The sequence below is a fragment of the Kordiimonas aestuarii genome (assembly GCF_025574465.1).
Classification (GTDB): Bacteria; Pseudomonadota; Alphaproteobacteria; order Sphingomonadales; family Kordiimonadaceae; genus Kordiimonas; species Kordiimonas aestuarii.
Genome location: NZ_JAOBPP010000013.1, coordinates 41,744 through 55,252, shown reverse-complemented (window position 1 = coordinate 55,252; position 13,509 = coordinate 41,744). Strand labels below are relative to the sequence as shown.

The window sequence follows — 13,509 nt, the reverse complement described above, 5'->3', positions numbered from 1 at the left end:
AGGGACCACCAATGCCCAAAAGAACCGACATCAAAAGCATTCTGATCATCGGCGCCGGTCCCATTGTGATCGGTCAGGCGTGTGAGTTCGATTATTCGGGCACGCAGGCATGCAAGGCGCTTCGGGAAGAGGGGTACCGGGTTATCCTCGTGAACTCGAACCCCGCCACCATCATGACCGACCCGGAGCTTGCAGACGCCACCTATGTGGAACCCATCACGCCCGAGGTGGTCGCCAAGATTATCGAGAAAGAGCGCCCCGACGCGGTATTGCCCACCATGGGTGGCCAGACAGGCCTGAATACCGCGCTCGCACTGTCGCAGGACGGGACGCTGAAGAAATACGGTGTGCAGTTGATCGGCGCCTCGGAGGACGCCATCGACAAAGCGGAAGACCGCAAGCGCTTCAACGAAGCCATGTCAAAAATCGGCCTTGAGGTCTGCAAGGGCAAAACCGCGCATTCGGTCGACGAAGCGGTTGAGATCATGGAAACACTCACTGGTTTGCCTGCGATTATCCGGCCTTCGTTCACCATGGGCGGCACCGGCGGCGGGGTGGCTTACAACAAGGAAGAGTTCCTGGAGATCGTGGCCTCGGGCATCGATGCCTCCCCCACCAACGAAGTGCTGGTTGAGGAAAGCATCCTCGGCTGGAAAGAATATGAGATGGAGGTGGTGCGCGACAAAAACGACAACTGCATCATCATCTGCTCAATCGAAAACGTCGACCCCATGGGCGTGCACACCGGTGACAGCATTACCGTGGCCCCCGCCCTGACGCTCACGGACAAGGAATACCAGATGATGCGGAACGCATCGGTGGCCGTGCTGCGCGAGATTGGCGTGGAAACCGGTGGCTCGAACGTGCAGTTTGCCGTGAACCCGGAAAATGGCCGCCTGATCGTCATCGAGATGAACCCCCGTGTCAGCCGCTCGTCCGCGCTGGCCTCCAAGGCCACTGGCTTCCCGATCGCGAAAGTCGCCGCCAAGCTGGCAGTTGGCTACACCCTGGATGAGCTGGATAACGACATCACCGGCGTCACCCCCGCGTCGTTCGAACCCACCATCGATTATGTCGTGACCAAGATACCGCGTTTCACGTTTGAAAAATTCGCCGGCAGCCAGCAAGTGCTGACCACATCGATGAAATCGGTTGGTGAAGCCATGGCCGTGGGCCGCAACTTCTCCGAAAGCCTGCAGAAAGCCATGCGCTCAATGGAGACAGGGCTGACAGGCCTTAATGAGGTGACGTTCGAGGGTTATGTGCCGGGCTCCGGCGACATGAAGCCAATCCGCCGCGAACTGGCGGTGGCCAAGCCCGACCGTATCCTGCGCATCACACAGGCGATCCGCGAAGGCATGAGCCTTGAGGATATCAACGCCATCACCCACTACGAGCCGTGGTTCCTGCGTCAACTCAAGGGCATTGTGGACGCCGAGAAAACCGTGGCGGACAATGGCCTGCCGTCGGACGAGCGCCAGCTTCGCAAACTGAAGATGCTGGGTTTCTCAGACGCGCGCCTCGGCCAGCTTGCCGGTGTACCGGAAGCCGCCGTCTTCAAGGCACGCCACGACATGGGCGTGCGCCCGACCTACAAGCGTATCGACACCTGCGCCGCTGAATTCGACGCCCGCACACCCTATATGTACTCTGCTTATGAGACATTTGCGGCTGGCGAAGTGGCAGAATGCGAATCCAACCCGACCGACCGCGAAAAAATCATCATCCTTGGCGGTGGGCCAAATCGTATCGGCCAGGGGATCGAGTTTGACTATTGCTGCTGCCATGCGTGTTTCTCGCTCTCTGACGCAGGCTATGAGACCATCATGGTCAACTGCAACCCCGAGACGGTTTCAACCGACTATGATACCTCTGACCGGCTGTATTTCGAGCCGCTGACGGCTGAAGACGTGATCGAGATCATCCGCAAGGAGCAGGAAGTTGGCACCGTCAAAGGGGTGATCGTGCAGTTTGGCGGGCAGACCCCGCTTAAGCTTGCGCATGCACTTGAAGCTGCCAATATCCCGATCCTGGGCACCAGCCCGGACGCCATCGACCTCGCGGAAGACCGTGAACGCTTCCAGAACCTTGTCGAACGCCTTGGCCTGAAGCAACCGCAAAACGGCCTTGCCCGCAGTCACAAGGAAGCCATTGAGGTTGCCGACCGTATCGGATACCCGGTTCTTCTGCGTCCAAGCTATGTGCTGGGTGGCCGCGCGATGGAAATTGTGCACGATCAGGAAGGCCTTGACCGCTACATCAACGAAGCGGTGCAGGTATCAGGCGACAGCCCCGTGCTTGTTGACGCATTCCTGCGCGATGCGATTGAAGTGGATGTGGACGCGCTATCGGATGGCACCAACATCCATATCGCAGGCATTATGGAACATATTGAGGAAGCAGGCATTCACTCAGGCGACAGCGCCTGCTCGCTGCCGCCCTACAGCCTGCCCGTTGGCATCGTCAACGAGGTGAAGCGTCAGGCAGAAGCGCTGGCAAGGGGACTGAACGTGATCGGCCTGATGAATGTGCAGTTTGCCGTGAAGGATGGTGAGGTTTACCTGATTGAGGTCAACCCGCGCGCAAGCCGTACGGTGCCCTTTGTCGCCAAGGCTGTCGGCTACCCCGTGGCAGCCATCGCCGCGCAGGTCATGGCCGGTGCCAAGCTGACGGAATTTGAGCTCAAAGACCCGGTCACCGAACATGTGGCGGTGAAGGAAGTGGTGATCCCCTGGGCACGCTTCCCGGGTGTTGACGTGCTTCTCGGCCCTGAGATGAAATCCACCGGTGAGGTCATGGGCATCGACCAGAGCTTTGCCATGGCGTTCTACAAATCCCAGCTTGCAGCCGGTGTGAAGCTGCCAACCGAAGGCCAGGTGTTTGTCTCGGTGCGCGACAGCGATAAATATGCGCTGGTGCCACTGGTGAAGGACCTGCTTGAGATGGGTTATGACGTGATCGCCACCGGCGGCACCGCCGATTACCTCAAGGCCAATGACCTTGAAGTGAAGCGCGTGTTCAAGGTGACGGATGGCCAGCGCCCGCACGTACTGGATGTGATGAAAAACGGCGAAGTACAGCTGATGTTCAACACCACCGAAGGCAAGCAGGCCATCAAGGACAGCTATGCGCTCCGTAACACCGCGCTGTTGATGAAATTGCCGTATTTCACCACCATGGCGGCGGCCGCAGCCGCGGTTCAGGCGCTGAAGGCCCTGCGCGGGAAGACCCTGGATGTAAAACGCTTGCAGGATTATGCCGCCTGACCACGAGGACCACGAGACAAGCAAAAGCCGGCCTGAACCCCAGGTCGGCTTTTTTGTTTTGGGCCTGTGCGCCCTAGAAGACGACGTTGATATCGGCCACGTTCGCAATATCGAACTCTGCAAGCCAGATGCCGTTGCCGCCGCCAAGGTCGATCATCACACCGGCAACATTCTGTGCGTTTGTGGCTGCACTAGCCTGTGCCACGACATCATCGATATCGGTGAAATCAAACTCGGTCGCGGAGAGATCAAGGGTGTCTTCGTCCGCATTGAAGCTCCATATCTCGTCATCCCCCGAGCCCGCAATAAAGCCAAAGGTGTCCGCGCCGTCACCACCGTTCATATTATCGTCACCCGCGCCGCCCCAAAGCGTGTCATTACCCTCACGCGCTTCAAGGAAATCGTTGCCGGCACCGCCATACATGACGTCATCCCCGGCGCCGCCGTCCAGCTCATCAAGCCCGGCACCGCCATAAAGCGTGTCATCCCCGGCATTGCCTTCAAGATAATCGTCCCCGTCCGAGCCGCCCATAATGTCGCCCGAGTCACCGCTGAAGAGCTGGTCGTTGCCAAGTCCCGCCCAGATTTCGTTTGCGATATTAGCGAGCGCGTCAAAAAATTCATTGAGGCCGTCGGCATAAAGCAGGTCGTCCCCGTCACCACCGATGATGAGGTCAGCCCCGTCACCGCCTGCAAGCGTGTCATCACCGTCACCGCCCTGAATCCAGTCGCGGATGGCATCGCCGAACAGTTCGTCGTTGCCGTTGGTGCCCTGTTGGATCAGTTCATAAAGTGTGTTGATGTCCCCCGGCAGGGTATCCGTGCCGTCACCACCCGAGCCATCAGAACCACCTTCGATATTCTCTGCCAGTTCGCACAGCGGGATATCACCATACTCCGCCAGATATTCATTCACCGTCTCTTGTGACAGATCGACGAGAGTGGGGTCATTTTTGATAATTTCGATGGATTCCGTCAGTGTCTCCCTGGTTTCCTCATCGAGAGGGAACACGAGGAGGCGCTCCAGAAGTTCATCCCAACTGAATTCGGATGATCCGATAATTTGATAGGCAAAATCGAATATGCCTTGAAGATCGGAAATTTTGAGATCGCACTTTGCTTGGTCAGTCATCGCTCCAGCTCCGTTTGTGTGGCCTTGTTTTGTCAAAGTTTCCGGCACTGCCCGCACCTTGGGGATGTTGTATTTCGCACCCCGGATTCCGACATGACCCAAATGGGCTACGTTTTTCCCCTGAACGCGAACAGGCGCAATGGCGCAAAGCCGCTTCAGGCTTGATTTTTAGCCGAAAAGTGGCTATGAGGATTTGAAAGGCGCCGGCCCTCTGGGTCGGCGCTCCTGTTTTGTATACGCTGGGTCCAAAAGCCCCAGAGAACGATAATAAGAGAAATTGGACGGGATAAATGAACGACAAAGTCCCCATGCTTCAGGATGGTTATGACCGTCTGGCTGCAGAACTGAAGAATTTGAAATCCGTAGAGCGCCCCTCAGTGGTGCAGGCCATTGAGGAAGCCCGCGCCCACGGTGACCTCTCGGAGAATGCCGAATATCACGCCGCCAAAGAGCGCCAGGGCCACATCGAAGGCCGCATCATGGAACTTGAGGGCAAGCTGTCGCGTGCCCAGGTCATCGACCCGACCGCATTGTCAGGCGACAAGGTTGTCTTCGGCACGACGGTGACGCTCGTTGACGAAGACGACGAAGAAGTCGTTTACCAGATTGTCGGCGGCGATGAAGGCGACGTGAAGAAGGGCAAGATCAGCTATCAAAGCCCAATCGCCCGCGCGCTTATCGGCCGCAAGGTCGGCGCCGAGGTTGAGGTGAAAACCCCGGGCGGCGAGCGCTATTATGAAATCCTGAAGATTGAGTTCAAATAGGAACCGATTGTTCTTCGACAGCAAAAAAGCCCGCTCTCACACGCGGGCTTTTTTTCTGGCTGCAACCGGCAACAGCTTAACCGGCCACCTCGGGCAATGGCACACCCGGCGTGTGTTTGCTTGTGCGGATCGTCAGCGATGTCTTCACGCTTGCCACATTGGGTGACGGTGTCAATTCACTGGTCAGAAAATGCTGGAATGCCGCAAGGTCACGCGCAACGATTTTAAGAATGAAGTCGATCTCGCCATTGAGCATGAAACATTCACGCACCATCGGCCAACCCTCGCACTGATGCTCAAATTTCTGCAGGTCGCTTTCGGCCTGGCTGTGAAGTCCAACCATGGCAAACACTGTCAGGCCGTAGCCCAGGGATTCCTGATCCAGATCGGCATGGTAGCCCTTGATGAAACCTTCTTCCTCAAGTGCCCGCACCCGCCTCAGGCAAGGAGGCGCTGTGATGCCTACGCGTTCCGCGAGTTCCACGTTGGTAATTCGGCCCTCAGACTGAAGACACGACAGGATTTTGCGGTCGACGGCATCAAGTTTGACACGCCCCATCAGATAAACTCCTTGAAAAAACTCTCTAGCCGGCTGGGATACAGGGACGGCTGATTTGCATACTACAGAAGCAGGTTTCGGAAATAAAGTTCCAAATTCAAACAATTATATTTCTAACTTTAATCAACGCTGGCATCATGAATCAAATTGGGTAGTATATGCGCGCAGGGTGATTCGGGAGCTATATTCACCTCACTCAAAAAATTCAACAGTAAGCTAATTACTGGTCACAAATCGGGACGAGACGGCCTTCACATTGCCACGTGTGTGTAGTGATGTGTGTCAGTTGAAGTGGGTATAAAAGTGGGCAAAGCGTCAGCGTTCGACATGAATGCGCTTGACAGTCGGATCAGGGAACTGGTCGCCTACGCGCGTGAGCGCGACGGCGAAGACCGCACGACATTGTTCCGCAACCTTGTTGACCTTTTCCTCACTGGCAAAGCCCCGGCAAAAGAGCCGACACGCGCCCAGCTCCTTGATGTTATCGAGGCCCTTCTGCCGCATGTGGAAAGCGAAAGCCGCCGCACGGTTGCCGAGCTTCTGGCCCACCAGTCAAACCCGCCGATGGACCTTGTGCTCAGGATATGCCGCGACCGCGCCAGCCTTGTGGAAACCCTGCTGACGCTTGCACCGTTTGATGAAAACGATGTCATCGCCCTGGTCCGCGAGACGGGGCGTGAGCATCACCAGCTTATCGCCACCCGCAGCGACCTGTCAGCCAATGTATGGATTGCGCTGGCGCGCGCCGCACCGGCCGCACCGCCCTTTGACAGCCGCTCCACCCTGGCATTATGGCGCGACGACCTTGGCGCACGCGAAGGCGGCAGCGACCAACCGGCCGCAACGGTCACCGCACTGCACCCCGAAAAAACCGCAAGCCTGCGCATCCTGCGCACCGATGAAGACCTGATCGCCGAGCGTGTTTCAAGTGGTGCCCGCATGGGCGACACCCGCATGGTTGAAGCCGCCAACGACGAACCGGCAAACACCGACAGCGAGGCCTCCCCAGCCGCGACGGAGCAAGCATCGCAGGATGACCATCCCGAAGACCCGAACCCGGAACCGGAGGGGATCACTGGCGACGACACCATTCCCGCCGCGTGGGACAATGAGGAGCCGCTAAGGGACCCTGGCCCCGGCGGCTGGTGCTGGCGCAGCGACCGCGACGGTTTCATCACCGCCATATCGCCTTATGGCTGCAAGCTTCTTGGCAGCATTGACGCGGCCCTGGGCATGGGCATGCTGGACCTTCTCGGCCTCAATATCAAGCTTGGGCATCCGGTGACCCGCGCCTTCCAGCGCCGAAGCACCATCCATGATGCGCCGATCCACCTGCCTGACCTGGGCAAAACCCACCAGCACTGGACGCTTGAAGCCGAACCTTTATTCGGCGCTGGTGGTGTGTTTGAGGGCTACGAAGGTGTACTGACCCCGGTCATTGCCACCGGCAACGTCGCAGTACCCGATTATGGTGATGAGGACCCGTTGTTCCTGGACGACCCCCAGCCTGCACCACGGCGTGAACGGGCCGCCTTCGCTGAAAAGGCAGACATCGTGCAACAGCGTGTGCTGGAGCGCGACCGGGAAGACAGGATCGCCACCGAAAAAGCTGCCCGCGCCGCCGCCCGCAATGAACAACACCCGGCGCGTGAGGCGCGTGACAAGGCAGGCCGCACAAGCCCGGTAAGCAATGCGATTGGCAGCATGGCCGCGGCCGTGGTACGCAAAGCTGTGGCCGAAACCCTGAACGCCCCCCTGACACCATCGGAGGAAGCCAGGCGCTATCAGGTAAAGGCCGATGCGGTCAAAGAAAAGCCTGCCACCGAAACGGCGCCCCCGGAAAACCCACCGGAAAACCCACCGGAAAACCTGCCCGAAAATCTGCCCGAAAATCTGTCAGCGGAAGTGAAAGCGACACTTGGGCTTCTTGAAGAAGCGCTGACACGCCTCGGTGAAGCCGCCAATGCCGGGCATGGCACCCAACTGCGCCTGCAGTCGGAAATCGCGATGGCATGTGTGCGGGCCCTCAAGGACCAGCTACGCCGGGGTTAAGCCGCCCTTCCCGCCTTCACCACTCCTTGATTTGGCCATGATCGCGGGCGAGCCTAGCATATAGCCATATAATAATCAGGACATCACCATGACGACAGCCCGTCCCCTTGCCCGCCATATGCCAAAAGCGGCGTATCTATATCTGGTGCTTGTGCTTCCCCTGCTTCTGGGGTTTGCGCTCGGCCAGCCTGGTTTGGCGGATCAGGCATCAGCAGAGGAGACAGTCCCCGCGAGCATGCCGAAGCCAGCCCTTTGGAGGCTTTCGGACGAAGACAGTGAAATCTGGCTATTTGGCACGGTGCATATCCTTAACCCGGCGCTAAAATGGCGCACCGCCAAGGTTGACGCCGCGTTCAAGGATGCCGGGATTTATTATAGCGAAGCGCCCGTCGTGCAGGCCGATACCAAGATGATGCAGCCGCTGATCATGAAACACGGCATCAACCGGTCAAATGTGCCTTTTACCAACAAGCTGAGCAAACAGGGCAAGGCCGATTTCAAAGCTACACTAAAAGCCCTCGGCATGCCTGAAGACACCATGAAACAGTTTGAAGCCTACCGACCATGGCTCGCCGGTGTCAGCATTGGTGCCCTGCAGGTACAGGCTCGTGGCGGTGACCCTGAAGCAGGTGTGGACAAGATCCTGTGGCGAGAAGCTGTCGCCGACGGCAAGATGCTTGGTTATTTTGAGACCATGGAACAGCAGGTCAGCCTGTTTGGTGCCATGACGCCCGAGGAAGAACTGAAGTTCTTTGAAGATGGCCTCAGGCAGATGATTGAGGAACCCGATCTGTTGGACGAGATCACGCTTGACTGGCAGGCGGGCCGTATCGATGCCCTTTCCCACAAGCTTAATGGTGCCATGGAAGGGCAGGAAAGCCTGCGTGACCGCCTGCTGGTGGACAGGAACCGGGCCTGGGCGATGAAGATCAAGGAACTGATGGACGGTGAAGGTACCATCTTTGTCGCCGTCGGCGCCGGGCATTTGGCGGGCGACGGGTCGGTGCAGGATCATCTGGAGCAACTTGGCTATACCGTTACCCGCGCACAATAAAAGCCACACCCTCCGCACACTCTGGCAAACAGCCATAGATAGGGTGATATCAACTTATATATGGCGTATGCAATGAATGGCGACCCTGAAACAGCAGCGAGCGGACAATGTCATTCCAGAGTTATCTGACCAATATCCAGAAAACGACCGGCAACAGCCTGGCAGACTTCCAGCGCCTGGTTGACGCGAGGGGTTTCTCGCATGCGGGCGCACTGGGCCCCGGTGTGAAGGCGGGCGAAATCGTGGCCTGGCTGAAGGAAGACTTTGAGCTGGGCCACGGACACGCCATGGCGATCTACGCCTACCTGAAAGGCAAGCGCGAATAGACGGGTTCAACAGCGAACCCGCCTATGGCAAGCCTGCAAAGCCTTAGTTTTGCGCCATCAGTTTCGCGCGGCGGGACGCAACTTCGGTCTCGGCCACCCGGACCCAGACCTCATTGGTGCAAAGCCCGCGCTTGCATTCGCTGACTTCAAGCTTACCATCATCCAGAAGGGTCAGGCGACCATTCTGGCCCCGGCGCTTGCCGGGCGTGTAGACCTGGCCACCGGCCCACATATCACCGATCAGGCGGAAACGCTTGAGCACGACCGCATCGACTTCCGCCGCATCCTCGGCCCACAAGATGGTGCCACACAGCTTGGCAGTTTTGCCGCTGCATGGCGCCACCTCGATCATTCTTTCCCCACCGGAAGTTTGCCAGAACCCGGTGGGGTCGGACACATCGGCTTCCGCGCCCGAGCCAGCGCTTACCGCGGACGGGAACAAAGCCCCCACCGCGATCGCTATCCCGACAAAAGCAGCCTTGGTGCCCGGGGAGACCATCCCAAATTTCATAGTAGAATTGTTGCTGTTACCTGATGTGCGCATGATCTATCTCCTCGCTGTCAGCATGCCAATATGAGCGAGCGCGGTTCTGGCGAGGTCCGATTGTTGTTGCCTGACCTATCGGGGTCAAACCTATCGGGCCGGTAGTGCCGCGGCTTCGCTGGAGACGATTGAGCCACAAGACGCAAAAGGCGACTTGCCGATTTCGAAATCGGACTGATTTTTAAATAATCGGCAAGCTTTTGCAGAAATCGACAAGGGGTTTTGAACGCTTATGCAGCGCGTGCCAGCACTTGCCTGCGATATTCAGACGGCGTCAAGCCGGTGCGTTCCTTGAAAGCCCGGTTGAAGGGGCCGAGGGAGCCATAGCCAAGGTCCATGGCAATGGTCAGCACCGGGACATGGCGGGTATTCGCATCAGCCAGGCGCGCCTGGGCAGCCGTTACCCGGTAGTGATTGAGGAAATCCGAAAAGTTCCGGAAGCCCAGATGCTGGTTGATCAGCCGCCGCAGGCGGTGCTCAGGCATTTGCAGTTGCTCGGCGAGGGCTGTAATGGTCAGCCCGGGCTCCAGATAGGCTTCCCGCGCGATCAGGCCCTCAAGGGCTTTCACGTCATGGCGGTCTTCCGGCCGCGTGGGCCTTGGCACCTCTTCGCGCGCGGCGTCGCCAAAGACAAACAGGTCAATGCCCTCAGGGCCCGAAACCCGCCACAAGACAAAAAAGGTGATACAGAAAAACGAAGCCGATTGCAGCGGCAGCAGATAAAGCTTCCAACCCATGTCAATCAGCCACACCTCGGCAATCATGATACCGAGAGAAATAACCACGACTGAGATGACAAACACGCTGCGAAACTTCATGCGCGCGGGCATCAGGTCATCCGCCCGCCCCTGCCAGATCATATAGATAAGGTGAAAGAGGATACCCACCGCAACGGCACCAGACAGCACCATGCCTGTCTGGTGCAGCGCATCGTCCCCGGTGAAATGGCTGATCGCCAGCCCGCTGCCAGCCAGAAGCTTCAGGCCGATCACACCCCAGTGCCAGGGCTTCAGCTCAAAATGATCATCAAATTGCGACAGGCAAAACAGCCACGCGATAACACCGCTGAGAAAACAAAGTGGAAAAAGCGCCACGTCGGGCTCAAGGCCAATGATGGTAACATTGCTCTGTGAGCACAGAAGATAGGCAATTTCGCTGATCGCAAGCGCAACCGCCAGCCGCCCCCGGATGTGACCACAAAAATCGCGCAGCACCAGCACCGAAAGCCACAAAAGCAGGCTCATTGAGCCATAACGCAGCACATCATCAAGCGTTTCCAAGCTTCATCCCCCGCCGGATTTTTTTTGAATTCTCTACCATATAAGTACACAGGCGCCCAAAAACCAGAGCCACGGCGATATGCGCGACTGCATATGTCACTTGTCAATTCGGCATGACCCCGCTATAAAGTGGACATTACACTTATAGTAAACATGAGTAATCGATTTAACGAATAATACTAATCGAGCAAACCCGGTTGCAATTGCGCTCAGGAAGCATAAAGTGGGCCTCGCTGGCTGACGGGATGTTTCGCCGCAAGGCAGATGATGTCCCCGAGCCTATTCAGTTTGAACCTTTATTTTCACACATGATCAAGGAGGGACGCATGGCCGTTCTCGCAGCTAAACCAGCACCTGATTTCACCGCTGTAGCCGTCATGGAAGATGGCAGCATCAACGAAGAATTTAACTTTAAAGAGTATCTGGACGGCGACTATGGCCTGCTGTTCTTCTACCCGCTCGACTTCACCTTCGTGTGCCCGTCTGAAATTCTGGCCTTCCACAACCGCATGAAAAAGTTCAAGGAACTTGGCGTCAAGGTTGTGGCTTGCTCCATCGACAGCCAGTTCAGCCACATCGCATGGCGCAATACGTCAACCAAGGAAGGCGGCCTCGGCCCTGTTGACTTCCCGATGGTTGCTGACATCACCAAACAGATCGCGCGCGACTATGACGTGCTGATCGAGGAAGACGGCGTTGCCCTGCGCGGCACCTTCCTTGTTGGCAAGGACGGCCTCGTCTGGCACCAGACTGTCAACAACCTGCCACTTGGCCGTAACGTGGACGAGTTTGTCCGCCTCGTGGAAGCGCTTCAGTTCCATGAAGAGCACGGCGAAGTTTGCCCGGCTGGCTGGAACAAAGGCGACGAAGGCATGAAAGCCGACGCTGACGGCGTTGCTGCCTACCTCAGTAAAAACGCGGGCAACCTCTAAGCCTGACGTTTCCAAGCAAACACAAGAAAGCCCCGGAAAATTCCGGGGCTTTTTTTGTTGGCTTTATCCCGGCTCAGGGATTTATACCGGCTGGGGCATTCATTCCGGCTGGGCCAACAGCGTTTCGCGGTCCACCACCTCACCATCCTTGACCACCAGCGCGATGGCCTGCGTATTGACGATGCTGTCAAGGGGCGACGCGTCAAGCACCACAAGGTTTGCCAGCGCGCCGTCTTCCACACCGTAATCAAGGCCGAGAAAGTCAGCGGCACCCGTACTGGCCGCGGCCAGCACCTGCCAGTTATCGAGACCGGCTTCCGACAGTTTGATCATCTCCCGGTGCACCGAATAGCCCTGCACCGTGCCCCAATTGCCACCGTCTGTACCAAGCAGGACCGTCACCCCGCCCTCAGCCAGCGCGCCCACCGAGCGCAGCGTGGTCATGTTGCGCGCCTTACGTTCATCATAGCTTGGCTTATAGCGCGCGATCATGCCCTCATCCCGGTAGGCGGCCTTTACGCGGTCTGAGGCCAGTTCCTGTGCCAGCGGCGCTTCCAGAACGGCGGAGTCGAAGAAATAATTCAGATATTCGTTATGCACCGTGATGGTCGGGATACTCACGGTGCCGTGCGCCACCAGAAGCGCCGGGATATCGGCAGGCATTTCCCCCTTGGGTGTATGTGTCACCGCGGTCGCGCCCGCCGCGACAGCGTCCCGCATATCCTGCCATGTCTGCACATGCACAACCGTTTTGATGCCGTGTTTCCTGGCCTCATCAATGCCTGCCACCAGCGTAGCCTTATCGATGGACGGCATGTCATCATTTTGCGCATAGACAAACTTCACCACGTCCGGCTTGTTGCCCGCAAGGTCCGCGACCGACGCTCGAGCTTCTTCAGGGCTGCTCATGGTGCGCGTGGGCACGCCATATTCCGTACAGTGGCCTTCGGGCGCCGTCAGGCACGACAAACTGGCGTAAAGGTCCGCACCGCCAAATTCACCGGCGCGCTGGCTGGCACGCATTGCCATCAATCCCTGCTCATGGCCAAACAGGTCAAGAAACGCTGTTGTGCCCGCGTAAAGATAATGATTGGCGATCACGGGTGTGCCAACACCGTCCGGGCGGCCGCCCGGCACAGCATCGCCAAAGGAATGAGTGTGCAGGTCCACAAAGGCGGGCATGACCCACTTAGCGTCAAGCGCCACAACCCTGCCCGCAAACCCTGCCGGTCGGCCATCGGGGCGGCCTGCGATCTTGCCGTCCCTGATCAAGAGATTGCCTACCGCGACCTCCCTGCTTTCCGGGTCAATGATATGGGCGCCGGTGAGCAGCAGGTCTTCAGCTGAAACAGCTGATGCGGCTATTCCTGTCAATGATAGTGTCGCAGCAATAATAGATTGAAGTTTCATAAGTTCCTCCTCGCATTGGGAGCAGTTTCTAATGCCTGTCCCCTGAATAAACCTTGGTTCAGCGCACTCTATTTGCAAGGCAGAAATTCCGCTGCCACCCGGCTGGCATGCCGTACACCGCGACCACGCCCCGTTTTATCACTGGAGAATTGCATAGCGTCCGTTCGCGCGCTAGCGTGGGTGCATCCAG

Annotated in this window: 11 protein-coding genes; 6 read left to right on the top strand and 5 right to left on the bottom strand. The window is 57.8% G+C overall.

All coding sequences use genetic code 11. The annotated features are described in order from the left end of the window. The first annotated feature begins 11 nt into the window (after window positions 1–11). Entirely contained in the window at window positions 12–3,266 is a 3,255-nt protein-coding gene (gene carB, locus OEU85_RS03090) for a carbamoyl-phosphate synthase large subunit (protein WP_262689973.1), read from the top strand. 73 nt (window positions 3,267–3,339) lie between these two features. On the opposite strand, the gene OEU85_RS03085 is transcribed toward carB, so the two are convergent. Next, window positions 3,340–4,398: a calcium-binding protein gene (locus OEU85_RS03085; protein WP_262689972.1), complete on the bottom strand. Its 1,059-nt coding sequence runs from the start codon at window positions 4,396–4,398 to the stop codon at window positions 3,340–3,342. A gap of 290 nt (window positions 4,399–4,688) precedes the next feature. On the opposite strand from OEU85_RS03085, the gene greA reads away from it, so the two are divergent. Further along, window positions 4,689–5,162, top strand: coding sequence for a transcription elongation factor GreA (gene greA, locus OEU85_RS03080; protein WP_262689971.1), 474 nt, complete (start codon window positions 4,689–4,691; stop codon window positions 5,160–5,162). Between the two features lie 76 nt (window positions 5,163–5,238). Here the strand turns inward: greA and OEU85_RS03075 are convergent, their stop codons facing one another. Next, a complete protein-coding gene (locus OEU85_RS03075; protein WP_262689970.1) occupies window positions 5,239–5,721 on the bottom strand; it encodes an Lrp/AsnC family transcriptional regulator in 483 nt (160 codons plus the stop codon). Window positions 5,722–6,024: 303 nt separating this feature from the next. Here OEU85_RS03075 and OEU85_RS03070 point away from each other — a divergent pair, with 303 nt between their 5' ends. The 3 genes from OEU85_RS03070 (at window position 6,025) to OEU85_RS03060 (ending at window position 9,153) form a co-directional block, all read left to right on the top strand. Then, window positions 6,025–7,773 (top strand): hypothetical protein, encoded by a 1,749-nt coding sequence (locus OEU85_RS03070; protein ID WP_262689969.1) that lies wholly within the window; start codon window positions 6,025–6,027, stop codon window positions 7,771–7,773. Between the two features lie 88 nt (window positions 7,774–7,861). After that, window positions 7,862–8,827, top strand: a complete 966-nt coding sequence (locus OEU85_RS03065; protein ID WP_262689968.1) for a TraB/GumN family protein — start codon at window positions 7,862–7,864, stop codon at window positions 8,825–8,827. Between the two features lie 107 nt (window positions 8,828–8,934). Then, window positions 8,935–9,153 (top strand): DUF4287 domain-containing protein, encoded by a 219-nt coding sequence (locus tag OEU85_RS03060; protein ID WP_262689967.1) that lies wholly within the window; start codon window positions 8,935–8,937, stop codon window positions 9,151–9,153. Window positions 9,154–9,196: 43 nt separating this feature from the next. Here OEU85_RS03060 and OEU85_RS03055 read toward each other — a convergent pair whose 3' ends face one another. Together OEU85_RS03055 and OEU85_RS03050 are read right to left on the bottom strand one after the other, a co-directional pair. Further along, window positions 9,197–9,697: a DUF2147 domain-containing protein gene (locus OEU85_RS03055; protein WP_262689966.1), complete on the bottom strand. Its 501-nt coding sequence runs from the start codon at window positions 9,695–9,697 to the stop codon at window positions 9,197–9,199. Window positions 9,698–9,927: 230 nt separating this feature from the next. Next, window positions 9,928–10,977 (bottom strand): AraC family transcriptional regulator, encoded by a 1,050-nt coding sequence (locus OEU85_RS03050; RefSeq protein ID WP_262689965.1) that lies wholly within the window; start codon window positions 10,975–10,977, stop codon window positions 9,928–9,930. A 326-nt stretch (window positions 10,978–11,303) separates the two neighbouring features. Here OEU85_RS03050 and OEU85_RS03045 point away from each other — a divergent pair, with 326 nt between their 5' ends. Beyond that, window positions 11,304–11,909 (top strand): peroxiredoxin, encoded by a 606-nt coding sequence (locus OEU85_RS03045; RefSeq protein WP_262689964.1) that lies wholly within the window; start codon window positions 11,304–11,306, stop codon window positions 11,907–11,909. A gap of 99 nt (window positions 11,910–12,008) precedes the next feature. Here OEU85_RS03045 and OEU85_RS03040 read toward each other — a convergent pair whose 3' ends face one another. After that, complete coding sequence (locus OEU85_RS03040; RefSeq protein WP_262689963.1) at window positions 12,009–13,319, bottom strand: amidohydrolase family protein; 1,311 nt, start codon at window positions 13,317–13,319, stop codon at window positions 12,009–12,011. Between the last annotated feature and the right edge of the window lie 190 nt (window positions 13,320–13,509).